20 protein-coding genes and 2 pseudogenes are annotated in these 24,726 nt (G+C 62.4%); 8 read left to right on the top strand and 14 right to left on the bottom strand.

The features are described 5' to 3' along the window. Positions 1–31 precede the first annotated feature (31 nt). Both Mame_RS08065 and Mame_RS08060 read right to left on the bottom strand, forming a co-directional pair. A complete protein-coding gene (locus tag Mame_RS08065; RefSeq protein WP_210162305.1) occupies positions 32–577 on the bottom strand; it encodes an invasion associated locus B family protein in 546 nt (181 codons plus the stop codon). After that, complete coding sequence (locus Mame_RS08060; protein ID WP_018067635.1) at positions 544–1,353, bottom strand: tetratricopeptide repeat protein; 810 nt, start codon at positions 1,351–1,353, stop codon at positions 544–546. Before Mame_RS08060 ends, Mame_RS08065 begins: the two co-directional genes overlap by 34 nt. Before the next feature lie 225 nt (positions 1,354–1,578). On the opposite strand from Mame_RS08060, the pseudogene Mame_RS08055 reads away from it, so the two are divergent. Beyond that, positions 1,579–2,039: pseudogene (locus tag Mame_RS08055) on the top strand (IS6 family transposase); the annotation flags it as partial. A 385-nt stretch (positions 2,040–2,424) separates the two neighbouring features. Here Mame_RS08055 and Mame_RS08050 read toward each other — a convergent pair. The 11 genes from Mame_RS08050 to Mame_RS08000 form a co-directional block, all read right to left on the bottom strand. After that, entirely contained in the window at positions 2,425–4,032 is a 1,608-nt protein-coding gene (locus tag Mame_RS08050; RefSeq protein ID WP_018067221.1) for a GMC family oxidoreductase, read from the bottom strand. Continuing rightward, entirely contained in the window at positions 4,029–5,546 is a 1,518-nt protein-coding gene (locus Mame_RS08045; RefSeq protein ID WP_018067222.1) for an FGGY-family carbohydrate kinase, read from the bottom strand. Before Mame_RS08045 ends, Mame_RS08050 begins: the two co-directional genes overlap by 4 nt. After that, complete coding sequence (locus tag Mame_RS08040; RefSeq protein ID WP_018067223.1) at positions 5,539–6,381, bottom strand: class I fructose-bisphosphate aldolase; 843 nt, start codon at positions 6,379–6,381, stop codon at positions 5,539–5,541. The genes Mame_RS08045 and Mame_RS08040 overlap by 8 nt, the downstream gene beginning before the upstream one ends. Beyond that, on the bottom strand, positions 6,354–8,099 hold the full coding sequence (locus Mame_RS08035) for a glycerol-3-phosphate dehydrogenase/oxidase (RefSeq protein ID WP_018067224.1): 1,746 nt from the start codon (positions 8,097–8,099) through the stop codon (positions 6,354–6,356). The genes Mame_RS08040 and Mame_RS08035 overlap by 28 nt, the downstream gene beginning before the upstream one ends. 58 nt (positions 8,100–8,157) lie before the next feature. Then, on the bottom strand, positions 8,158–9,153 hold the full coding sequence (locus Mame_RS08030; RefSeq protein WP_018067225.1) for an aldo/keto reductase: 996 nt from the start codon (positions 9,151–9,153) through the stop codon (positions 8,158–8,160). Next, positions 9,143–10,123: a sugar-binding transcriptional regulator gene (locus tag Mame_RS08025; RefSeq protein WP_018067226.1), complete on the bottom strand. Its 981-nt coding sequence runs from the start codon at positions 10,121–10,123 to the stop codon at positions 9,143–9,145. The genes Mame_RS08030 and Mame_RS08025 overlap by 11 nt, the downstream gene beginning before the upstream one ends. A 14-nt stretch (positions 10,124–10,137) precedes the next feature. After that, positions 10,138–11,124, bottom strand: coding sequence for an ABC transporter permease (locus Mame_RS08020; RefSeq protein ID WP_051085175.1), 987 nt, complete (start codon positions 11,122–11,124; stop codon positions 10,138–10,140). Between the two features lie 23 nt (positions 11,125–11,147). Then, the gene (locus Mame_RS08015; protein ID WP_018067228.1) at positions 11,148–12,668 is read right to left on the bottom strand and encodes a sugar ABC transporter ATP-binding protein; all 1,521 of its coding nucleotides are present in this window, start codon (positions 12,666–12,668) and stop codon (positions 11,148–11,150) included. An 83-nt stretch (positions 12,669–12,751) separates the two neighbouring features. After that, positions 12,752–13,765, bottom strand: a complete 1,014-nt coding sequence (locus tag Mame_RS08010; protein ID WP_026173898.1) for a substrate-binding domain-containing protein — start codon at positions 13,763–13,765, stop codon at positions 12,752–12,754. A 331-nt stretch (positions 13,766–14,096) separates the two neighbouring features. Beyond that, a complete protein-coding gene (locus tag Mame_RS08005; protein WP_018067230.1) occupies positions 14,097–14,747 on the bottom strand; it encodes a response regulator transcription factor in 651 nt (216 codons plus the stop codon). Further along, entirely contained in the window at positions 14,744–16,783 is a 2,040-nt protein-coding gene (locus Mame_RS08000) for a sensor histidine kinase (RefSeq protein WP_018067231.1), read from the bottom strand. The genes Mame_RS08005 and Mame_RS08000 overlap by 4 nt, the downstream gene beginning before the upstream one ends. A gap of 11 nt (positions 16,784–16,794) precedes the next feature. Between Mame_RS08000 and Mame_RS27125 the strand changes: the two genes are divergently transcribed. Continuing rightward, positions 16,795–17,487 carry a hypothetical protein gene (locus tag Mame_RS27125; RefSeq protein WP_018067232.1) on the top strand — a complete coding sequence of 231 codons (693 nt, stop codon included), beginning with the start codon at positions 16,795–16,797 and terminating at the stop codon, positions 17,485–17,487. Between the two features lie 66 nt (positions 17,488–17,553). Further along, positions 17,554–18,270 (top strand): annotated as a pseudogene (locus tag Mame_RS07990) (autotransporter outer membrane beta-barrel domain-containing protein); the annotation flags it as partial. Positions 18,271–18,490: 220 nt separating this feature from the next. On the opposite strand, the gene Mame_RS07985 reads toward Mame_RS07990, so the two are convergent. After that, entirely contained in the window at positions 18,491–20,134 is a 1,644-nt protein-coding gene (locus Mame_RS07985; protein ID WP_018067234.1) for an AMP-binding protein, read from the bottom strand. A gap of 147 nt (positions 20,135–20,281) precedes the next feature. Between Mame_RS07985 and Mame_RS07980 the strand changes: the two genes are divergently transcribed. The 5 genes from Mame_RS07980 (at position 20,282) to Mame_RS07960 (ending at position 24,726) form a co-directional block, all read left to right on the top strand. After that, positions 20,282–21,019 carry an enoyl-CoA hydratase/isomerase family protein gene (locus Mame_RS07980; protein ID WP_033411133.1) on the top strand — a complete coding sequence of 246 codons (738 nt, stop codon included), beginning with the start codon at positions 20,282–20,284 and terminating at the stop codon, positions 21,017–21,019. A 72-nt stretch (positions 21,020–21,091) separates the two neighbouring features. Beyond that, positions 21,092–22,297 carry an ABC transporter substrate-binding protein gene (locus Mame_RS07975; RefSeq protein WP_018067236.1) on the top strand — a complete coding sequence of 402 codons (1,206 nt, stop codon included), beginning with the start codon at positions 21,092–21,094 and terminating at the stop codon, positions 22,295–22,297. 9 nt (positions 22,298–22,306) lie between these two features. Then, on the top strand, positions 22,307–23,101 hold the full coding sequence (locus tag Mame_RS07970) for an ABC transporter ATP-binding protein (RefSeq protein ID WP_210162293.1): 795 nt from the start codon (positions 22,307–22,309) through the stop codon (positions 23,099–23,101). Continuing rightward, complete coding sequence (locus tag Mame_RS07965; RefSeq protein WP_018067238.1) at positions 23,094–23,837, top strand: ABC transporter ATP-binding protein; 744 nt, start codon at positions 23,094–23,096, stop codon at positions 23,835–23,837. The genes Mame_RS07970 and Mame_RS07965 overlap by 8 nt, the downstream gene beginning before the upstream one ends. A gap of 1 nt (position 23,838) precedes the next feature. After that, entirely contained in the window at positions 23,839–24,726 is an 888-nt protein-coding gene (locus Mame_RS07960) for a branched-chain amino acid ABC transporter permease (protein ID WP_026173901.1), read from the top strand.

Here is a 24,726-nt window from a genome sequence, read left to right as displayed (position 1 = left end):
AGGACCCCAAAAACAAGGACAACAAGCCGGCTCATCCGGTCACCTTCGCGCGATATTCGGCATAAGCCGCGGAAAAGCCTCGGAGAGACATGTCGAAATCGACCGCCCGGTCCTTTGCCGTCCAGACCCGGAAACCGGCGTCGAGCCCCTTGCGGAAGGCCGAGAGGACAGCGCCTGAAAGCCGGAAACCCGCATGGCAGCTCTCCCGGTCGCAGACCTCATAAAGAACCTTGAAGGGATGCCCGCCGTCGATGCGGATTTCGATGCCGTTCGCCAGATAGACGCCCAGCGGCGCGCTAGCCACCGCATAGTCGGTCGCCCTGTCTTTCGCCGGCGCAATGCTCAGCAGGAAAACCGGATCCCCCTCGCCCGCAGCCGCGCTCTGCGCCATCTGGCACGTATGATCGTCCGCTGCGGCGCAAATCAGCTCCCAATCACCAAAGAATTCAACCTGAGGAGGCTTACCCTCTTGCGAAAAAACAACTCTGGGGAGTAGCGACAGGCACGCCGCGCCTGTCGCCAGGAAAAAACGCTGCATCGTGCTTATCCCGCTGAACCGATGGGAACAGCCTTCCATGTGCGGGAAAAGGCCTGCGCTGTTTCGAGAGACTGCGGGTCCATGCGCGTCTCCAGCCTATCGCGCAGGAGCCGCGCTTCATCGAGGCCGCGAACAGCGGCCAGATTGGCGTAAGCATAAGCCATGGCGATATCCGGTTCGACGCCGACGCCGGCTTCATAGGCCCGCGCGACCTCTAGCAGGCCGAGCGGATTGCCCGCCGCGGCCGTTATCGAAAACTGCCGGAACGCTTCTTCCGGATCGGCAGCCACGCCCTCGCCATCGCGGTAGGCCATCGCCAGATAGTTGATCGCTGCCACATGACCGTCTGCGGCCGCTTCCTGCCAATAGCCCGCGGCCTTGACCGGGTCCTGATCGACGCCCTTACCCTCTGCATAAAGCAACCCGCAATTGAACAACCCATTCGGGTATCCGCCCTCGGCGGCCTGGCAAATCAATTCTGCCGCGCGGGCATAATCCTGCAGAACAAAGGTCCCATTGAGATACATGAGGCCGAGCCTGTTCTGTGCCTTAAGGCTTCCCTTTTCGGATGCGACGGCATAAAGGGCGGCGGCCCGGCGCATATCCTGATCCGTACCAAGGCCCATCTCAAAAAGACGACCGATATAGAACGCACCATCCGGATCTCCGGTTTCATATGCGCTTTCAAAGGCATCGACAGCGCCTCGGATATCACCGGCCTCAAGCTTCTTTATTCCGCCATCGGTGTCTGCATGAGCTATTTCCGCTATCCCGCAGACCAGACTCACCACAAAAAGGTAACGCATCAGCATCATCAATAACCACTCTCAAAGGATGTAATGATGCTTCTACACAATCTAATCGCCGGTCGTAAACCTCAATTTATACGAGAAACACAAACTTTTTATCGCGATTTAGGCATCCCGTTCATCGAGCGTTCACAAATCCAAGGTTGTACCATCCTGCGACCAGTGAAGCAACTCCCGAGATGGCATGGTCAAGTCAACGGAATGTGGCACTTGATGTGCGAATGACAGGCCATGACAGACCGTGATCCGCGATATCGTCGCCATCGCTTCCCCCTGAAGTCGTTGCCCACGCCGTGTGGCTCTATTTCCGGTTTCCTCTGAGCCTGCGACTGGTCGTGGGCTTGCTGGCTGCTCGCGGGATCATTGTCTCTCACCAAACCGTCCGGCTGTGGGCGGAGAAATTCGGCCGCACCTTTGCCAACGCAATCCGTCGTAAATCGTCCGGTCAGCTTGGGGACAAGTGCCATCTGGATGAAGCCGTTGTTTCAATGCGTGGCAAGACGCACTGGCTGTGGCGCGCCGTTGATCAGGACGGTTTCGTCTTGGATGTTCTTGTTCAAAGCCGACGAAATGCCCTGGCCGCCAAGCGCCTGATGCGAAAGCTCTTGAAGGACCATGGCCGATCGCCGCGGGTGATGATCACGGACAAGCTGCGACCCTACGGCGCGGCAAAGCGAGAAATCATGCGCGGATCGCCCAGACCAGGGTCCTGCTCGCGCGCTGAAGAGCTCGGTGGGGACCTGATGTAAAATCATCCCTACCCAAACACCAACAGTCCCTGTATTCGACGCCATGAAGCGAGCCCGCGGCAGGAGCTTCGGGCCTTGTTCGCGCGCGGCGGGCGACGGCAAGTGCGTCCAGACAAAGCGATTGGTTCGCGCTTCAAGAAGGCGCTAAAGCTCGATGGCCAGCGCGTTCAATAAAAGAGTCTTGAAGGGATATGAACCTTCGACCCCAACATTTTGATATTGATCCCGCACAATTCGGATACATGAATACGGGCTTGACCGGTTTGGGATGACAAAAACGGGCCCGTAGAAGGTCAGGGCACCAAGAGGCGCCGCTTCCGGCTCACATTCAAGAACGAGAGCCGGTCCTGATCAGGTCTGCGGCCTTTTCGGCGATCATCACGACGGGCGAGGCCGTATTGCCGGACACGATTTTGGGCATGATCGAGGCATCGATGATCCGCAGACCATCAAGCCCCCTGAAACGCAGTTGCGGATCGACAACGGCCTCGGCGTCAACGCCCATGCGGCAGGTTCCGACCGGATGGAAGATCGTGGTTGCGATGTTGCCGGCCGCCGACAGCAGGGCGTCATCGCCCTCGACCGCCGGCCCGGGGAGGATTTCCTCTGGCGCGTAAGGCTTCAGCGCCTTCGCCGTCATGATCTTGCGGGCCTGCCTGATGGAGGCGACAGCAATGTCCCTGTCCTTTGCCGCCGAGAGATAGTTGAGCCGTATTTCGGGCTGTATCGTGGCGTCAGCAGTCGTTATGTGGCTGGCTCCAACGCTTTCGGGCCTGAGATTGCAGACCGAAACCGTGATGGCGGGGAAAGCGTGAAGCGGCTCCCCCAGCCGTTCGGTCGAAAGCGGCTGGACGTGATATTCGAGGTCGGGCATTTCCAGCGACGGATCGGATTTCGTAAACATGCCGAACTGGCTCGGCGCCATCGACATGGGTCCCGATCGCGTCAGGCCGTATTCGAGCGCTATTGCCGCCTTGCCGTAAAGTGAGTGGACCATGGTGTTGAGGGTCTTCGCGTTCTTCACCTTGTAGACCGTGCGGATCTGCAGATGGTCCTGCAGGTTTTCACCCACGCCCCGGCTTGCGAAACAGGTGTCTAGTCCGACGGCAGAGAGCCGTTCCGGGTCGCCAACGCCGGAGAGTTCGAGGATTTTTGGCGAGTTGATCGCACCGGCTGAAAGCAGGACTTCAGCGTTTGCACGGGCCGTGAAGGTCGCGCCCTTGTGATGAAACCGGAGGCCCGCCACCCGTCGGCCCTCGATGATCAGGCGTTCGGTCTCGGCGTGGGTGACAAGGCGCAGGTTTGGCCGTTTCAGGGCGGGCCGGAGGAAGCCCTTGACCGTGTTCCAGCGCATGCCGTTCTTCTGGTTCACCTCGAAGAACCCGCTGCCCTCATTGCTGCCATCGTTGAAATCGGGGCGCGGCATGATGCCGAACTCCTTTGCGCCCTCCTGAAAGGCTTTCAGAATTTCCCAGCGCCCACGCTGCCGGGCGACTTTCCATTCGCCGCCGCTGCCATGCATCGCGCTTGCGCCCGCATGGTGATCCTCGGATTTCAGGAAATAGGGCAGAACATCATCCCATGCCCAGCCGACATTGCCGAGCTGACGCCAGTGTTCGTAATCGGTGGACTGGCCGCGCATGTAGATCATGCCGTTGACCGAGGTGCAGCCGCCCAGCACCTTGCCGCGCGGATAAACCAGGCTGCGCCCGTTGAGACCCGGTTCGGTGGCGGTCTTCATCATCCAGTCGGTGCGCGGGTTGCCGATGCAATAGAGATAGCCGACGGGTATATGGACCCAGTGGTAATTATCCGAGCCGCCGGCCTCCAGCAGCAGCACGCGGCAGGCCGGGTCCTCGGTCAGCCGGTTGGCGAGAACGCAGCCCGCCGTCCCCGCCCCGACGATGATATAGTCATAGCTGCCGTCCAGTTTCATCCATCGGTCTCCGAAGCCGCCAGATCACGCCAGACCGGATCCATCGCCCGGATTGCCCGGCGCCATATTTCATAGCGCCTGTCATAATGGGCGCGCATGTGCGGATCGGGCGCGAAGGTGCGGGCCGGCCGGGTCATGCTGGCGACGGCCGCCGCCTCATCGGGATGGATGCCGACGCCGACGGATGCGGCGATCACAGCGCCCAGCGCTCCGGTTTCGCGCGCTTGCGCCACGGTGACCGGGACGCCAAGCCCATCGGCGAACATCGCCGGCCAGTGCGGGGACCGCGCGCCGCCGCCTGCAAGCGCCGCCCTGTCGAAGGTGACCCCGGCCTCTGCCAGCACTTCGATGTGGCGGCGATGCTCGAACATCACACCCTCGTAGAGCGCGCGCAGCAGATGCCCTTCCCCATGCCAGCCGGCCAGCCCGAAAAAGCCGCCGCGCTGATGCGCGCCAAGACGCCCGCCATAGAGAAAGGGGTGAAACATCGGGTCTTCCCGCCCCGGCGTCACGCTGCCGACGGCGTCATTGACGAAACCGAAGGGATCGTCGTGATGGCCGCCGCGCTCCACGAAAGTCCTGACATACCATTCAAGATTGGCCGCCGATGTGGCGCTGTTTTCCATGTTGGCAAACCGGTTGCGGTCATAGGCCGAGACCATGAAGACACGATCGTCGCGCACAGGCACATCGGAAAAGACCTGGTTGATCGACCAGCTTCCAACGATAATCGAGGCCGCGCCGCTGCCGACCGCGCCCGAGCCGAGCGCGGAGGCCACCACATCGAAATAGCCGGCGACCACCGGCGTGCCCTCGGCAAGTCCCGTCGCCTCCGCCGCCGCTCCGGTTACATTCCCGACAATGCTGGTCGGCTCGACAAGCGCCGGCAACAGCCGTTCGGCATCGTCGAGACCGTAGAGCGCAAGCAGATCGCTGTCATAGGCGGCCTCAGGCAAACGAAGCAGACCGGCGCCCGACATATCCGAAATCTCGCTGGCTTTTTTCCCCGTCAGATGCCAGCCAATGACGTCCTTGGCGAAAAGCAGCGTCCCCGCCCGCGCATAAAGGTCCGGACGGTTGGCCTTGAGCCATGCAAGAAGCGTCGGGGTTTGCGATGGCCATGGCCGCTGAAGGCAGATGGCGTGCAACGCATCGCCTTTGTCCGCATCCAGTTCCCCGGCAAGGGCCGCCGCCCTGGTGTCGAGCGACTGTATGCCGATCAGTGCTTCATCGTCCCTGTCCAGCAGATAGAGCCCGTTTCCGTGCCCTGCCATGCCGATGGCGGCGATTGCGGATGGCGGACAGCCACCGGCCTCAAGGCAGCCCCTGATCGCGACCCGGGCATTGTCCCAAAGCTCGGTGATGGAACGTTCGACCATGCCGGGCGCGGGCGTCTCGGTTGCGCCATCGATGGCGTGGGCGGCGATCTGTCGCCCCTCGAAATCGAACAGCACCGCCTTGATCACGGTGTTGCCGGCATCCAGCCCCAGCAGATATCTTGCCTGATCAGCCACGATTATAGATGTCCCACGCTTCATCGCCGCCGGCGCCGTCATGGATGATCGCCATCAGGGCCGCCACCACTGCCTTCGGATTGTCATGCTGATAGATGTTGCGGCCATAGACCATGCCTTTTGCGCCCTGCGCTATCAAGGCTGCGGATTTGGCCAGCACCGCCTTCAGATCCTCCTTACCGCCGCCGCGCACCAGCACCGGCACGCGCGCCGCCTCGACCACGCGATGAAAATCCTCCGGATTTTCGGTCGGGTCCGCCTTGATGATGTCGGCGCCCATTTCGCTGGCCAGCCGCACCAACGTCACGATCTTTTCGGCGTCGCCATCGACCTGATAGCCGCCTCGCACGTCATTGGGCAGCATCACCAGAGGCTCGATCATCAGCGGCATGCCGTATTTGTGGCAGGCCGCGCGCACGCGTGAGATGTTCTCCACGCATTGGCGGAAAAGCTCGGGCTCGTCGGGCAGCATGAACAGGTTGACCACCACGCAGGCGGCATCCATCTCGAGCGCGCCGATGATCGGCTCATCGGCATTCTGCAGCATCGACCACATCACCCGATGGCGCTGGTCATTATAGGGATTGCCCATATCGATGCGCATCACCAGCGCCGGCTTGTCCTTTTCCGGACGGCCCTGCAAAAGGTCAGCCGGGCCGTAGGCCATCTGGATGGCGTCGGGCTTCGCCTTGATCAGGCTGTCGACAACGCCGGCCATGTCCTCAAGGCCGACCAGGAAGCTCGGCTCGTTGCAGACCCCGTGGTCGATGGCGACATCCAGGCATCCGCCATTGGTAAACAATCGATTCATGCGGGCTTTCGTGCTTGCGCGCATTGCGGGCTCCTTGTCTCTGCTCTCTGTTTCAGAATTTCCGGCGGAACCCCGTGATAGTCCCGCAACTCTTCGATAACCGCCTGGCATTCGCGCGCCCTGCGGGCGTCATCCCAGCCAAGCTCGTGCGCCATGACGGCCGCAATCGCCTCGATCTGGCCGTGATCAATCCTGCCGGTGATGGCGAGCGACGTCCGGCGCAGGATGATATCGGACAGGTGCTCGACATGCTCTTCGGCGGTGATCAAGGCGATTTCCGCCGCCGTGAGCTCCAGCCCCGCGATCGGCGTGTCATCCGTACGGGTCGCCAGGGCCGTCAGCAGCGCGCGCGCTCGCGTTCCGTAAGCATCTGCCATATGCGTCGCGCGCGCCTGGCTGATGCCGAAACTATCCATCAGCTCGCCGACCAGCAATTCGGGTCTTTCCGGGTAATCGCGCCCGCCGCCGATCGGCAGCGCCTCGGTCCTCGTGATCCGCTCACGCCCGAGTTCCGTCAGCACGGCATTGGCGGTCTGCTCCGAAAACGCCCTGAACGATGTCCATTTGCCGCCGACCATGCAGAATTGCGGCACCGGTCCGTCCATGCGATGCACCTTGTGGTCGCGCGAGATCCGCCCCGTGAAATCGTGGTCGCTGACCGGCAGCGGACGGATGCCGCTATAGCTGAAGACCACTTCGCTCCGGTGAATGGCGATTTCGGGAAACACCAGTTTCAGAGAGCCGAGTATGTAGTCCAACTCCTCATCCTCGCAGCGGGTGCGGCCGGCATGCTGCACCCTGATATCCGTCGAGCCGGCAAGCACCTTGCCCAGATAGGGAAAGACAATGCAGACGCGGCCGTCCGTGTTCTCGAAGTAGATCATGTGACCGTTGAGCGCTGAAAGCAGCCGGTCATTGTCGATGATCAGGTGCGACCCCTTGGTGCCGGAGACCAGCGGCCCGCCCCCTTCCCCGCGCGGCGCGATCTGCGCGTTCACCTCGTCAAGCCAGGCGCCGGAGGCGTTGACGATGACGCGGGCGGATAGAACGTAGCTGTTGCCGCTCTCCCTGTCCGTCACCATGTAGCCCTCGCCCTCAGGGCTGATCTCGGCGTAATTGAGCGCGATCGAAGCCGGCGCGGCGCTTTCCGTATCCAGCACCAGCTCCACACCCAGCCGTTCGGGATAGGATATCCAGGCGTCGTAATAGGTGGCCGAGCACCGCAGCCTGTTGGTGAGTTCCGGCCACTTCCGACGGGTCTCCGCGGCGCCACGGAATGTGTGTTTCGGCAGCCTGCTACGCCCGCGCGTGATCGTGTCATAGAGGGTCAGGCCGAGTTTGATCGGCAGCGCGCCCCGGCTCGATGGCTTGCCCGATCCGCCGAACAGGGTCGCCGCCGAATTGAACAGGCCGGATAGATAGGAGGTGATCGGTATGGTGGTCGGCAACGGCCGGACCATATGCGGCGCATTGGCAAGCAGGGCGTCGCGCTCGGCCAGGGATTCACGCACTAGGTCGAACTCGCCGTTTTCCAGATAGCGAAGGCCGCCATGGATCATGCGCGACGGAGCGGCGCTGCAGCCGGAGCAAAAATCGTTGCGCTCCACCAGCAAAACGCGAAGCCCCTGCAGCGACAGGTCGCGGAAAACCCCAAGACCATTGATGCCGCCGCCGATCACGACGACGTCGAAGACGCCGTTTGCGGCCAGTTTCTCGAAGCTTTTCGCTCTTTGCGCAGACATAGGGGCTCCGTTCGCCGGAGCGGGCTCCGGCGTTCTCAAATTCCAATATTGCGGTCGGTTAACCGTCCAGGTCGCTCAGATGGGTCGCGACGGCACTGCTGATCGTTTTCTTTTCCTCCTCGGAAAGCCTGAGCCGGCCCGCCGCGGCGTTCTCGCGCGCCTGTTGGGCATTTCTCGCGCCACACAGCGAAAAGGTGATGCCCGGCTGGGCCAGCGTCCATGCAATCACCACCTGCGCCAGACTAGCGTCGTGAGCGCTGGCGATCGGTGCGATCTCGCCCATCAGGGCGGCGACCTTCCGCCGGTTTTCGAGCGAGAAACGGGGATTGTCCTTGCGCTGATCATCGCCGCTGAACGTTCGCTCGGGGCCGATCTTTCCGCTCAGAAGGCCGAGCGCCAGCGAGGAGTAGCTCAGCACCGAAACGCCGTTTTCTACGCAGACCGGAAGCAGCGTGGTCTCGATATCCCGTTTGACCATGCTGTATTCTTCCTGGATCGCGTCGAGTTCGCCCGCCGCCAGATAGGCTGCGACATCCTCCGCCGAGGTATTGCTGGCGCCGATCGAGCGGATCTTGCCTTGCCGTTTCAGCTGCTCCAGCGCCTCCATCGTCTCATCGACGGGCGTTGTGGGATCCTGCCAGTGGGTGATGTAGTGGTCGATATAATCCGTCTTGAGACGCTTCAGGCTCTGCTCGATTTCGTAGACGATCGAATCCTTGCCGAGATAGCGATGGACGGGTTGCCCCTCGTAATCAAAGAAGTGATTGCCCTTTTGCATATGCCAGATCAGACCGCATTTGGTCGCCAGCACCACCTTGTCGCGCCGTCCGGCAAGCGCCTTGCCGACGATCTCTTCGGCCAGGCCCTGGCCATAGGCGGGCGCGGTATCGACCAGCGTGATGCCCTCATCGAGAGCGGCGTGAATGGCCTCGATCGAGCGCGCCTCGTCCGTGCCGCCCCACATCCAGCCGCCGATTGCCCAGGTGCCCAGACCGACCACGGAGGCCTCGATGCCGGAGTGTCCGATCGGGCGCTTTACCATTTCATGCGACATTTTTAGACCTTTCCATTTCTGTAAGGACCGCGTTCACGGTCCCCTCATCCAGGATCAGCGAATCCAGGTATTTTCCGTTCAGAACCGTCTGGATCGGGCGCACCTTGTGCGGGCCGGAGGCGACGCCGATCACCGTCCGGCAACCTGATATCTCCGAAGGCGCGACCGCGACCAGCCGCGAATTCAGTTCGTAATTCGCGAGGCTTCCGCCCTCCAGGATCAGGTGAGCCATGAACTCGGCGGAGACGCCGAGCCCGACCATCATCTTCCGATCTTCTTCCGGAACCGGGTTGAGGTCGTAATAGCTCGATCCGCTCGGCTCGATTGAGCCGATGCCCGTGAGCGCAAGATTGGCCGCGCGCGCCAGATCGAACACCTCGCGCACGGAAGACATTTCCTTGAGCATTTCGCATTGGGCCCGGCTTTCGGCGAAAAGCGGCGCATGCACCATCAGCGCCCTGCCCCCGAGCCGTTCGGCAAGCCTCGAGGCCAGATTGTTGACGTCGGTATAGAACTTGCCCTGTACGCCGCCCGTCAGCGGCACCACGGTGACATCGAAACTGCGGTCGGCGACCAGGTTGTCGACCGTCGCGCTTACGGCCTTGCCGCCGGTAATGGCAATGACGTCGCCGTCGCGGACATTTTCGAGGATCACGCTGGCCGCGGCCTTGCCGACCTGCTGGAGGTTGGTTTCAGCATTCGCCGACACGGTTGGCGTGATGACTGCCGAGCTGAGAGAGGTCGCCTGCACCAGTGCGGCTTCAAGCTCCATCAGCCGCTGATAGGGCGTCTCGATATCGATCCGGACCATGCCGAGCCTGCGGCCCTGGGCGATCAGCCGGTTGACCTTGGAATGCGACAGGTTGAGCCGCTGCGCGATCTCCGACTGCTTCATCCCCTCCAGGAAATGCAGCACCAGAACGGTGTGCATCTGACGGGCAGTTTCAAAATCGAGATTGTGGTCGAGCATATCCCAGGCCCCTTCTATCCGCGCACTTTGTGGAGGTAATGATCGATCGAAACAGCAGAGAGCAGGATCGAGCCGCGAATGATATCCTGCCAGTAGACCGATACGTCCAGCAGCGCCAGCGAACTGGAAACGACGGACAGCAGGACCGTGCCGAGGATCGCGCCGAAAATCGTGCCCGAGCCACCGCTCAGACTTGCCCCGCCAATGACGGCGGCGGCAATCACGTTGAGCTCCATCCCGATGCCGAAGGTCGGTTGGGCCGAGCCGAAGCGCGCCATGTAGATGACGCCGGCAACGCCGCAAAGCGCCGAGCACAGCGTGGTCGTGGAGAAGATCACCCGCTTGGTGCGAATGCCGGAATAGGCGGCCGCCTTCTCGTTGCTGCCGGTATAGAACACCTTGCGGAACAGCGTGGTCCGGCGCAGCGCGAAGTCGAATGCGACGACGACGACCAGAAAGATGACGATCACCAGCGGCACCGGTCCGATCGTGCCCTGGCCGATGAACTTGAACTCCGGCGGCAGGGTATAGAGCCCGAGCGGACGCCCGCCGGTCGCCAGCAGGCATATGCCGCGCGCGATCACCATTACCGCCAGCGACACGATGAAGTGATGCAGGCCGACCCGCGTGACGAAAAAGCCCATGAAGGCGCCGATGCCGGCGCAGGCCGCGATCGATATCGCCGATGCGACCCAGGGATCGACCCCATGGAGATAAAGCCAGCCGCCGATCACCATGGCCAGCGCCGTTACCGAGCCCACGGAAAGATCGATGCCGCCCGAGATCAGCAGGATGGTCATGCCCACCACCACGATCCCCTCCACGGCAAAGGCCATCGCCATCGCCCGCATATTCACCCAGGTCAGGAAATAGGGCGAGGCAAAGGACATCACGATAAACAAAATGAGAATGATCGCGATCAGACCGGTCTCGCGCATTCTGAATAATCTCTTCAGCGGGCTTGTGCCGCCGCGTCCCGGCTTTGGCGCTGACATTTCCATAGCAGTGTCCACCTTCCCCTCCCTCAGGCAGTCTGTTCTTGACGATCAAGCACGGATGCCAGATGCATTATGTTTTCCTCGGTCATCGCTTCACCCGTGACCTCGCCGCTGATACGGCCCTCGCGCACCACAAGGATACGGTCCGAGATGCCGATCAGCTCCGGCAGTTCGGACGAGATCGCCACGATGCCGACGCCGGCCCGCGCCAGATCGCGTAGGATGCGGTGAATTTCGGACTTGGCGCCGACATCGACGCCGCGTGTCGGCTCGTCGAGAAAGATCAGCTTCGGATTGACCGACAGCATCTTGGCGAGCGCCACCTTCTGCTGGTTACCGCCCGATAGCGACGAAACCGGATCGCCGAGACGGCCATATTTGAGGTTGAGCGTGCGGCCGAGCCGCTCGGCCAGTTCCCGCTCCTTTCCGCCGCTGATCAGCCCGCCGACACCGGAGACCTGGTCGAGGTCCAGCGCCGAAACATTCTCCGCGATCGACATCTCGAGAAACACGCCGTCGCCCTTGCGGTCCTCGCTCAGATAGACCATGCCGGCGGCAATGCTGTCTGCATATTCGGCGAGCGCGAGCTTCTGGCCGTTCAGCCATACTTCGCCGGTTACGTCCCCTTCGAGACGGCAAATACCCTTCACGATCTCGCTGCGCCCGGAGCCGATCAGCCCGGCGAAACCGAGGATTTCACCCTTCTTCAGTTCGAAGGATATATCGTGGAAGCGCCGGGCCTCGTTCAGCCCGTCGACCTTGAGGATAATGTCTTCGGATCGCTCCGCGGCAGACTGTTTTTCCGGATAGAGCTTGTCGATCACCCGTCCGACCATGGCGTTGACCACATCGCCCGCCTCGATATCGGCGACATTGTAGGTGACGATATACTGGCCGTCGCGAAACACGGAAACACGATCACAATTGTCGAAGATCTCAGCCATGCGGTGCGAGATATAGATGATCGATATCCCGCGATCGGCGAGACGCCGCATGATCGCAAACAGTATCTGCGCCTCGGTTTCCGTCAGCGCCGCGGTCGGCTCGTCCAGGATCAGCACCCGGCAATCCAGCGTCAGAGCCTTGGCAATCTCGACCAGTTGCTGGCTGGAGATCGACAGATCGCGCACCAGGGTGGCGGGATCGATGTCGGCAAGTTCCGCGAGAACAATCTTCGCCTTCTTGCGCAGGGCATTGTAGTCCACCAGAAACGACCGGCTCACATTGGTGGCGGCCATGAAAATGTTTTCCGCGACCGAGACGTCGGGGCACAATGCGATCTCCTGATGCACCAGACCAATGCCAAGCTCCTGGGCCACCGCCGGAGACGATATCCGAACCGCCTCGCCGCCGAGGATGATCTCGCCGCTGTCAGGCTGCAGGATGCCGTCGATCACGTTCATCAGGGTCGACTTGCCCGCGCCGTTCTCGCCGGCAAGCGCATGGATTTCGCCCCTGCGCAGCTCGAAATCCACGCCCTTCAATGCCTGGATCGCGCCGAAGGATTTGCTCACATTGGCAATTTTCAGGATCACGTCGTCGGTCATGGCGAGCGCCCTTCATCTCGGATTGAAATTGCTGTGGGCGGTGGCGGCCAGCGCCACCGCTCACGATAGCCCGGTTAGAGGGCTCAGTTCGTGTCGCGACCTTCCATATATGCGTTGAGGTCGAAGCTTTCGGCGTTCTCCTTGGTGATGACGGCGAAGCCGTTGTCGGCAAAGGGAATCTGGAACGGGTTGTAGCCCGAGACCTTGTAGTCGTTGAACGGATCGAACACGTCACTGTGCACGGCGAAGAACGTCGCCAGGAAGCCGAGAAAGCCCTGCATGCCCTGGTTCGGGCTGAGCGCCATGTGAATATTGCCGGCCTTGATCTGCTCAAGCGTCGCCGGCGTGATATCGGCATGCATGATCAGCACGTCGGCGCCGGCTTCGCTAACCGCTGCGACCGCACCTTCGGCCGAACCCGCTTCCGGGATCCACATCGCGCCGAGATTGGGGTTGGCCTGGAGAATGGACGCCGTTGCCCGGTAGGCGGCATTGCTGTCCTGATTGGTCGTCTGCCGGCCAACCAGCTTCATGTCCGGATAGTTGTCTTCCATGTAGGAGATTAGCGCCGTGACGCGAAGATCGTGGTTGGATTGGCCCGGATTTTCCAGAACCGCATATTCGCCGGTTTCGCCGATCTGGCTGACGATCTCCTCCGCCGCGAACTTGGCTTCGGCCAGATTGTCGGAGGTGATGTAGGACGTTCGCTTGGAGTTCGGCGAGTCGGCGGCAAATGTCACCACCGCAATCCCGCTGTCGACGGCCTGGTTGATCGGCCCGATAAAGGGATCGGCCTGCATCGGATGCAACAGAACACCTGCCGGCTGCTTGACCAGGTCCTGCTCGAACGAGGCGATCTGCTTGGTGATGTCGTAATCCGGCGTTCCGGAGAAGACGGTTTCACAGCCGAATGCGTCAGCCGCCTGCTTGAAGCCCTCATAGACCGGCACCCAGTAAGGGTGTGCCGAAACCATGACATTCATGACATAGGTTTCACCCGGCTCGCATTTGATTGTATCGGCTAGAGCCGGCGCTGTGCCGGAGACGAATGCTGCAAGCGCCAGAGATGTCACCGCGCCGCCCAAAGTAAGTTTCATCATTTCCTCCTCCCAGAAGACCATGATCCAAGATCATCGGTACGCGAAAGGTACCGCACGAAATTAATCTCACATAACGCAATTTATTGCGCATCGGGACGTTATGCGGCCGACGGTTATGCTGTCAACAAACTTTGATATTTTTCTTATAGAGTGAAATATATTGCAAGGCCGCACTGATCTTTAGGTGTCGAAGCGTGCATTGGGCCATATAAAACGCCTGCGAAAGAGCCAACGGTCTGCACGTCTGCTTGTATCAACGCGGCGTAAAGCCCGGGCAGCAGCTCCCCGGGGCATCGTCAGTCAGAAGCGATTTTTGCAACAGAGGCGCCTATTCCGCCTTGCCCGGCGACAGGCCCAACATGGCAGCATACCAGGAAGCCTCGGCGCGCGAGGAAATGCCGAGCTTGCGATAGATCGACTTGATGTGGGTCGCCACGGTATTGCCGGAGAGGCCGAGCTGTTCGGAAACATCGACATTGCGCATGCCGCGGCTGATAAGCGCGAGGACTTCCCGTTCACGTTCGGTCAGGCTGCCCTCCGGCGCGCCAGCTGGTCCGGTCAACTGGAAATGCTCCATGATGCGCCGCGCGATCGCCGGCGACAGAGCCGGAATCCCCTCGGCGAGTTGGCTGAGCTGCCGTATGATCAGTTCCGATGGCTGTTCCTTCAGGAGATAGCCATTGGCCCCGGCTGAAAGCGCGGCCACGATGTGGGCGTCATCCCCCATGGCGGTGGTGATGACGCAGAGCGTATCGGCGCTTCGGGCGCGCAGGGCACGCAAAACCTCGATGCCCGTGCCGTCCGGCAGGCTGAGATCGATCAGCGCCACGTCATAATCATTCGCCGCCGCAGCGGTCAGGCCCGCCTTCATGGTCGCCACCGCTTCGATCTCATGCGGCGCCGCAAAGGCCGCTTTCGCAATGCCGCTGAGCCATGTCCTGGCCTCGGCCAGATCCTCGACAATCAGTATCCGGGTCATGTCGTCTTGCTTTCAGAGAGGGGAAAACGGGCGCGCACGATCAGGCCGGGTTTGGCGTCGCCGATGACCAGCGCACCATTGAGGGCGGTGACACGCGCCTCGAGATTGGCAAGACCGTTGCCATTGGTCTCGTAGCCCGGAGCAAGACCATTGCCATTGTCACTCACGTCGAGCAGGGCGATGCCGTTCTCGGTCGAAAACCGCAGCCTTATGCGGCTTGCCCCGGAATGGCGGATGGCATTGCTGACGATCTCGCGAAGAATGGAACGCAGCGCATAGGCGATGTTCGGCGCCAGCATCGTGTCGCCGTCCTTGTTGCTGTCGCGCCAGTCGAGCGCGATATCGGCCGCCGCCAGCCGCTCCAGCGCCTCGATCCGGAGATCGGCCAGAACCTCTTCCAGCGTCTTGCCGCCGCGCGCGGCATTGTTGACGATGTCGCGCAGGTCCGAGATCGTTTCGCGGATCAGCGTATTCTTGCGCTCACTGGTCTCGCTGCGAAGCGCCGACAGAAGCTGCGCGCCCATATTGTCATGCATGTCCCGGGCAATCCGCATGCGCTCATCCGTGGCGCCCTTCTCACGGGCATCACGGCTGGCAATCGCATGCGCCAGCATGGCGCAGATATCGGCGGCGAAGCGCCGGTCACGCGGGCTGAACAGACGCCGCCCGCGATAGGCATAGGACAGTCTCACCGGCGCGAGACCGGCAATGCGGGGAATGGCAAGCGCCAGGCCATCCTCTTCAATAGCTGGTTCATTGGCGCCCCCGGCAATGCCATCCGACAGATGCAGCGGCTGGAACGTTTCACTCAGGATCTGTCGCCAGCGCTCTTCCTGTACCGTATCCTTTGCCAGGGCCACGTCGACGATGCGGCCGAAAAGCGTCTCGCGATCAAGCTCGCCGCGCGGCATCAGCCGCCTTGCCATCCAGTTGCGAAACGGCAGATAGACCAACGCCACTACCAGCAGCGACACGGCAAACGCGCCGGGCCGGTCCATCGCCATGAACACGATCAGGGCGGCGTCAAGCAGCAGCAGCAAAACAAACGCGCCGAAATAGGAGAGAATCGAAAAAGCCCAGCCTTCCAGCTCGAACAGCCGATGGCGCGCCACACCAACGGCGACGCCGACGAACAGAAGGCCGAAAAGCACAAAGGCATAACCCTGCGAGATGGAGGGACGCACGCCGAACAGATTTGGCAGGATAATGACCGAAACGAACGTGCCGGCGCAAAGCACCACAGACAGGGCAAACCAGCGGATCGCGGCGCGTGCGGCAGGATCGCGGCGACCGAAGAAATACTGCACGACGGCACTCATCATGATGGCGGCCATCAGGATGACAATCGACACATGCATGGCCTCCACCGGACCGCGAAAAACGACCTGCAAGGTGTCGAGTATCCACACGCCCCCGAAAACGATCGGTAACAGCCAGAGAGCGCGGTTTGAAACCAGCCGGCGCGGATAGATCAGGAATAGCGCCAGCATGGCAACGCCGAAGAGCAAGGTTCCGAAATGGTTGATGGCGGTCAGAACGTGGAAAAGAGCGCCCGGCAACGCCAGTTCGCGCGAGGAATAGATGGCAGCGGGAAAAGCTGCGACGGGGATGGACAGACCAGCCACTGCCAGCAGCCACGCGGCCGCATCGTGACGACGCAGGCTCCAGACCCAGGCGCCGATGACAAGCGTGGCCAGCCCGGTGAGGAGTTGAACCCAGAAGACCCCGGGCAGGCTCGTGATCGGGCGATGCGCGGCAGGCTTCACCAGAACCTGCGAGGCCTCGGGTTCCGCCGTGGTGATGGCGACAAGCTCGCGGCCGATAACCCGGCTCAATAGCGCCTGCCGTTCGAAGAAGCGGGAAAGCGCCTTGTAGCTCTCGGCCACGTCCGGTTCCTCGATCAGGTCGCCCGGCTCGGGCATCATGTCGCCGATTGTGGCCACTGCCGCGCCCTGCGGCAGCATGCGGGCAGGCCCGTCGGATGCCACGGACTCAATGCGGACAATCGCGGACCAGTCTTCGGCGGAGAAGGTCACACCGAGCCATCGTGGGCGAATCGCAAAAGGGATACGCTCGTCAGGCCGTGCGCTGGGTCGATGGCGAGATCGAGTCCCTGGGAGGCCTCGATGGCGCGGAATCCGCTTTGTCGGCGGCCCTTGGCTTTTCCGGAAATGGGGCTGTCGCAGTCGGAACGCTCTACTCCTCCAACAACGGTTTCCGCTGGACGGAAGACGGCGGCATGCTGACTGTCGAAGACTGGCTCACGGCAAGCGGCGCCGATATGCCCCAGAATGCGATCACCGAGACAGCCGACGCAACCAATGAAGACGGCTCGGTTGTGGTTGGCGTGACGAAAGACGACGAAGTCTACATCGCGCGCGGAGAAGGAACCGGCCCGACAAACGGCGGTGGCGGCACGGGCGGCACGGGTGGCGGCAACACCGGCGGCGGCACGGGTGGCAACACCGGCGGCGGCACGGGTGGCAACACCGGTGGCGGCGGGACGGGCGGCAATACGGGCGGTGGCGGCAGCGCAGGCAGCGGTGGCACAGGTGGCGGCAGTACAGCTGGCGGTGGCGCCGGCGGCGTCGGTCTGATCACCGTAACCTCGCTCGCGACAAGCATTGGCACCACGGCCACGGTCGCAACGGCAGCGCTCAACAGTCTCGGCATCATCGTCAACGGCGCCGGTTCCCGCCCGCTCGACCGGCGCGCGCCCGCCGGCAAGTCGATCACCTAGGCAAGCGGCGACTGGGGCAGAGACGATCACGACAACCGCGATGGCACGCTCGGGCTCGGCGAGTTCGGCTTCGGCCATAATTTCGGCCCTGTGCAGATCAACGGAATTGTCGGCTATACCGGCCTCAACCAGAACACGATGTTTGGCGGCAGCACCGATGTCAACGCAGGCTATGTGAAACTCGAGGCCATGGGGCTATTGGCCGGCGACGAGGTCAGCGGCCTCTGGGGCGTCGTCACCGGCGTGGGCCTGTGGGGCGAGGCCGACATCACACGTAATTACGTCATCAATGGCGGTGTCATCGACAGTTCCGTCGGCAATACCGGTACCGAAGGCTATGGCATCAGGGGACGTCTGGAGTGGGAAAACGCCCTGCCCTACATCTCGCCCTATGGCGAAGTCGCCTTCGCCAATACCTGCCTCAACGGCTATACCGAAACCGGCGGCGCCTTCCCGGCCGCCTTCGACAAGCTCTGCAACGATACCACCGAGCTGCGTTACGGCTTCGACACCACTGTTCCGATCAATGAGAAATTCAACCTGATCGGCACGCTTGAAGGCGTCCACCGCTTTCAGAGCCACGGCTCGAACGTGACCGGGCAGGTGATCGGCCTCAGCGGCTTCAATTTCGCGGGCCCGTCCTACCAGCAGGACTGGCTGCGCGCCGGCGCCGGCTTCGAGGTCGCCATTTCGGGTTCGACGCTGTCGGTGATGGGCAATGTCACCACGCTCGGGGAATCGTCGAATGCGTGGCTCGCCGCCAACTGGCGCGTCACCTTCTGACGATAGCAATATGACGCCGGCGGCCAGGGTCGCCGCCTGACAAGGAGATCCTCCCGGAGGGCGGGCGCGTGATACAGGGTAGCGCGCCCGCCCTTTCGTTGGATCGGTCCGTTGGCGCCGCTTGCTGGACGGCAAAGCACGAAATATGCTGCCGTCCCTCTGCTCATTGACAATGGCCGGTCAGCATCAGGTCTTGATGGGGCGCCAAGCCAAAGCGCCATCATTCCACGGGCAGTCTTACCGCGCGAGAAGCTCCTGCGCCCTCGCGATCCCAGGTGTCGGCGGTTACGCCGTCCTTGCGCAGCAGGTGCTTTTGCACCTTGCCCGATGCCGTCTTCGGCAGATCATCGAGAACGCGCAGGTAGCGCGGCACCATGAAGCGCGGCAGCGTCCCGGCAAGCCGCTCGATGACGGAAGCCGGATCGATGCCGTGACCGCTGGCGGGCGATACCACGATCAGCACATCATCCTCGGTGAACTCGGACGGTACGGCCACGGCGGCGCATTCGCGGATCTCCGGCAGGTTCAGCACTTCGCTCTCCAGCGCGAAGGACGAGATGTTCTCGCCGCGCCGGCGGATGACGTCCTTGAGCCGGTCAACGAAGTAATAGGTGCCGTCCTCATCCCTGCGGAAGCTGTCGCCGGTGTGGAACCAGCCATTGCGCATGGCCTCCACGGTTGCCGCGGGATTGTTGTAGTAGCCGGCCATCAGCGCCCAGGGGCGGTGCGACCGGATGACCAGCTCGCCCACCGCGCCGTCACCCAGCGGCATGTCGTTTTCATCGACGATCCGAAGTTCGCACCAGGGGCGCGGCCTGCCGGCGATGCCCTTGGTTTTGATGCCGGGGCCCGCATGCAGGGGGCTCGCGATCTCCGTCATGTTGTAGATGGTCCAGGCCTCGATGCCGAACCGCTCCGCAAACAGCGGGCCATCCTCACCGAACGGCGTAATGAAGGCGCGGCGCAGCGGATGATCGCGATCATCCGGCCTGACCGGTGCCTTGAGCAGGAAAGCGGCCATGACGCCGAGAAGGAGGCAATAGGTTGACCCGGTCTCGCGAACGGCCTGCCAGAATGTGTCGGTCTTGAACTCGCGCATCATGCCGATCGAGAGGCCGCGCGCCAGCATCGCGTTCACATAAAGCGTCGAACCGCAGTGAAAGATCGGTCCGCAGATCATACAGCGGTCATCGGCCTCGACGCAGTCGAAGGCGTCCGGCCCCATCGTGTAGTGCTGGGCGTAGGTGCTCATCACCCCCTTGGCGTTGCCGGTCGTGCCTGAGGTATACATGATCGCATGCAGGTCCCAGGGCTCGATCGGTTGCGAAAGGTTCAGCGCTTCCGCGTCCTCGACTTGCGGGTCGACCAGCGCCCGGATGTCGTAACCCTCGATCGCGGCTGCTTCGCCCTCGACCACCAGCACGGTCTTAACCTTGCCGGGGTTTACCTCCGCCAGCCGCTCGATCAGAGCGGCCTGCGCGATCAGGACGGGCGCATCGGCATCGTTGAGGATATGTTCGAGCATGTGACCGCGCGCGCCGGTGTTGATCGGCACATAGACCGCGCCGAGATAGTTGATCGCGAACCAGCTGCATAAAAGGTCGGGGCTGTTGCCCATCAGACAAAGCACGTGATCGCCCCGCTTGACGCCGGCCTGCGCCAGCGCGCTCGCCCTGAGCCGCACTCTGCGATGCAGTTCGCCATAGGTCCATGTCGGACCCGGCAAGAACTGGACGAACGGCGCCTCTGGCTGGGTTTGCGCATACGCATCAAGGATATAGCGCAGCACGGAGCGCTTTCTGTCCAAAGCCGGATCGGCCGTCGCAGCGGTTTCGGGGGCCTTGCCCGGTGGCTTAAGGGCCATCTTGTCCTCCTCAGGAAAAACTCAAATTCGGGACGCGCGTCGGCTTCCGTCCTCTCATATTTCATATTGCATTGTTGTGCCTCATTGTGCAACATACTTAGTAGTATGTCGCTTGGCGACGGTGAAATGACGAGGGAAATGACCGCCATGTCGAGTGTAAAGGTTGAGGTGGAAGGCGCGATTGCAACCGTGCGATTCGATCGTGGCGGAAAGGCGAATGCGCTGGATCAGGCGATGATCGACGCACTGGAGACGGCGGCAAGGGAGCTGTCGCTCAATCCCGATGTTTCGGTGATCGTCCTGGCCGGCACGCCGAAAATCTTCGCCGCCGGCGTGGACCTGAAGGACCCGCGGTTGTGGGACCCGCAGGGCCCGGCCGTCGCCCGCCACCTGTCGATGAATGCGGGCGTGCGCATGAGCACGGCCTGGCGGCGGCTGCCGCAGATCGTCATCGCCGCGATCGAGGGGCCGGCCATCGGCGGCGGCGCGATCCTCGCGCTCTGCGCCGATTTCCGCGTCATGGCCGAGGATGCCTATCTGCGCTTCCCGGAAGTGCGTCTCGGCATGACGCTCGGCTGGGGCGGGCTGCCGCTTCTGACCGAGCGCGTGGGCGCGGGCCGTGCCAAGAGAATTCTGTGCTGCGATGAAACGATCGGCGCCGACGAGGCGCTGACGCTCGGCCTCGCCGACCGCGCGGTTGCCGCCGGCGCGGCGCTGGACGCGGCAAGGGAATGGGCGAACGCGATCGCGGAAATACCGCCGATGTCGCTGCGCATGACCAAATCCGCCATCGATGCCCATGCCCGCCAAAATTGGGCGGAAGGCGTCGAGGGCGACCAGTTTCTGCTGGCCAAGCTGCTTGCCGAAGGCGGCGGCGGGGCCTGATCACCGGCCGGCGCGTGGGTTCGCCCGGCTTTTTCATGCACCCGAGTGGTGCCAATTGGGAGGAGAATATTTATGACTGTAATAACAAAGGCCATTCTGACGTCGGCCTTCTCCGTCGCGCTGGCGGCGGGAGCGCAGGCCGAGCCCTATCGGATCGGCGTTCTGACCGACATGTCGGGGATGAATTACGACCTTTCCGGCAAGGGCTCGCAAGTCGCGGCAGAGATGGCTGTCGAGGACTTCGGCGGCAAGCTTCTGGGCGAAGACGTGGAAGTCATCGTCGGTGACCACCAGAACAAGCCGGATGTCGGCTCGACCCTGGCGCGCCGCTGGATCGACGAGCAGAACGTGATCGCGATCGCCGACGTGCCGACGTCCTCGGTGGCCCTCGCCGTGCAGGAAATCACCCGCCAGAGCGATACGGCGCTGCTGATCTCGACCGCGGGCTCCTCGGCGCTCACCGGCGCTTCCTGCTCGCCGTCGACCGCCCAGTGGACCTGGGACACCTATGCGCTGGCCAACGGAACCGGCCGCGCGATGACGCTGCAGGGCGACAAGACATGGTTCTTCCTGACTGTCGATTACACCTTCGGCCATGCGCTTGAGGCCGATACGGCCGCGGCCGTCAAAGCTGCCGGCGGCACGGTTGTCGGGCAGGTCATGCATCCGCGCGAAACCTCCGATTTCTCGTCCTACCTGCTGCAGGCCCAGGCCTCCGGCGCGGATGTGATTGCGCTTGCCAACTCCTCCGGCGACACCATGACCGCGCTGAAACAGGCGGAAGAGTTCGGCATCACCGCCGGCGGACAGGATATCGCCGGCATGCTGCTGTTCCTGACCGATGTCCATGGCGTCGGCCTTGACATCGCGCAGAACCTGACGCTGACAACCGCGTTCTACTGGGACATGAACGACGAAACCCGCGCCTGGTCCGAACGGTTCGGCGAAAGGATGGACGGCAAGATGCCGACCATGGTGCATGCAGGTGTCTACTCGTCGGTGATGAACTACCTCAAGGCGGCCGAGGCATCGGGCCAGGCAAAGAGCGGCTCCGAGGTCATGGAAACCATGCGCGGCATGGATATCGACGACTTCTTCAACCACAATGCCTCCCTGCGCAAGGATGGCCGCGTCGTCCATGACATGTACCTCGTAAAGGTCAAGACACCCGAGGAATCCGAGGGTCCGTGGGATTACTACAAGGTCCTGCGCACCATTCCGGGCGACGAGGCTTTCCGGCCGCTTGACCAGAGCGATTGCCCGCTCATCGACGGGTAAGGCGACATCATGACGATGGCTACCATTTCGGCGCGCCCCGCGCCGGAGAGCGCCCGTGCCGCATTGTCGGCACGGGGTCTCAGCAAGAGTTTCGGGAACTTCCAGGCCGTGACGAATGTCGATATCGACATCCGTCACGGCCGGATCCACGCGCTGATCGGTCCGAACGGCGCCGGCAAGAGCACGGTGTTCAACCTCCTGACCAAGTTCCTGCAGCCGAGCGCGGGGACGATCATGGTCGGCGAAACGGACATCACCCGCATGGCGCCGGCGCAGGTGGCGCGGCTTGGCGTCGCCCGGTCGTTCCAGATCTCCGCCACCTTCGGCGACATGTCGCTGGTGGACAATGTCTGTGTGGCGCTGCAAAGGCAAAACGGGCTTGCCGTGCAGTTCTGGCGGTCGCTTGCCAGCCTGTCGCGGCTCAGGCCCCGCGCGATGGAACTGCTCGGACGCGTCGGCCTCGCCGATATGGCCGATCACCGGGCGGCGGACCTCTCTTACGGGCGCAAACGCGCTCTGGAGATCGCCACCACGCTGGCGCTCGACCCTAAAGTGCTGCTTCTCGACGAGCCGCTTGCAGGCATGGGTCAGGAGGATGTCGAGACGATGGCCCGGCTGATTGCCGATGTCGCCCGCGACTGCGCCGTCCTGATGGTCGAACACAATATCAAGGTTGTTGCCGATATCGGCGACGACATCACCGTGCTGCAGCGTGGCGAAATCCTCACGCAAGGAAACTATGACGCGGTCAGCGCCGATCCGCGCGTGCGCGAAGCCTATATGGGGACCGAGGACGATGACTGACGCTTCCGCGAAGACCCGCGAGGCCCGCGGCCCGCAGCAACTGAAGGTGCGCGGGCTGGAAGCCTGGTACGGAGAGAGCCAGGCGCTTTATGGCGTCGATCTCGACGTCTACCCCGGCGAGACCGTGACCCTGCTGGGTCGCAACGGCGTCGGCAAGACCACCACATTGCGCAGCCTGATGGGTATCGTGCGAAAGCGGACCGGCACGGTCGAATTCGATCAACGGTCGATCCTGCGCCTGCCGCTGCACCGGGTCGCCCATGCCGGCATCGGCTTCGTGCCCGAGGAACGCGGCATCTTCGCCTCGCTCAGCGTGGAAGAGAACCTGATGCTGCCGCCGATCGTGGCCCGCAACGGCAAGGAAATGTCGCTCGACGAAATCTACACGCTGTTTCCAAACCTGCTGGAGCGCCGTCACAGCCCGGGCACCAAGCTCTCGGGCGGCGAACAGCAGATGCTGGCGATCGCCCGCATCTTGCGCACCGGCGTCAGCCTGATCCTGCTTGACGAGCCGACCGAAGGGCTGGCCCCGGTGATCGTGAACCGGATCGGCGAGATGCTGAAGGCGCTCAAGGCCCACGGGCTGAGCGTCCTTCTGGTCGAACAGAATTTCCGTTTCGCCGCCAGGATCGCGGATCATTTCTACGTCATGGATCAAGGCGAGATGATCGACAGCTTTGCAGTCGCCGAGCTGCCCGGCAGGCGCGAGACGCTCAACAAGGCACTGGGAGTTTGACATGACAATGATTTTTGGCGTGCCGCTTGTGGTGCTCACCGGGCAGGTGATGATCGGCCTGATCAACGGTTCGTTCTACGCGCTGCTGTCGCTCGGGCTGGCGGTGATATTCGGGCTGCTGCGCGTGGTAAACTTCGCTCACGGCGCCTTCTACATGCTCGGGGCCTTCGCCGCCTGGATGCTTGGCCACTATCTGGGTCTCGGCTACTGGCCGTCGCTGCTGCTGGCCCCCGTCCTCGTCGGCCTCGTCGGGGCGCTGATCGAGCGCACCATGCTCCGCCGTCTCTACGATCTCGATCACCTCTACGGCCTGCTCTTCACCTTTGGCCTCGCGCTGCTTCTGGAAGGCGCGTTCCAGCATTTCTACGGCGCATCCGGCAAACCCTTCGCGTCCCCGGCCGAAATGCGGGGCGTCATTCGTACCGATTTCGTGACCGTGCCGATCTATCGCGGCTGGGTCGTGGTCGCCTCGCTGCTGATCTGCTTCGGCACCTGGGCGCTGGTCGAAAAGACCAAGATCGGTTCCTATCTGCGCGCTGCGACCGAAGATGCCACACTCGTGCAGGCTTTCGGCGTCAACGTGCCGCTGCTGTTGACCCTGACCTACGCCTTTGGCTGCGCGCTTGCGGGCGTTGCAGGCGTGCTTGCCGCTCCGATCTTCCAGGTCAGCCCGACGATGGGCTCCAACATGATCATCATCATCTTCGCGGTGGTCGTGGTCGGCGGCATGGGCTCGATTCTTGGCGCGATCGCCACGGGCTATCTGCTGGGCGTCGTCGAGGGTCTGACCAAGGTGTTCTACCCCGAAGCGGCGAATATCGTGATCTTCGTCATCATGGCGATCGTGCTGCTGTTGCGTCCTGCAGGTCTCTTCGGAAAGGAAAACTGA

This window comes from Martelella mediterranea DSM 17316 (assembly GCF_002043005.1).
Taxonomy (GTDB): domain Bacteria; phylum Pseudomonadota; class Alphaproteobacteria; order Rhizobiales; family Rhizobiaceae; genus Martelella; species Martelella mediterranea.
The sequence above is the reverse complement of the archived record's forward strand: the minus strand, read 5'-3'. Positions and strand labels throughout refer to the sequence as shown.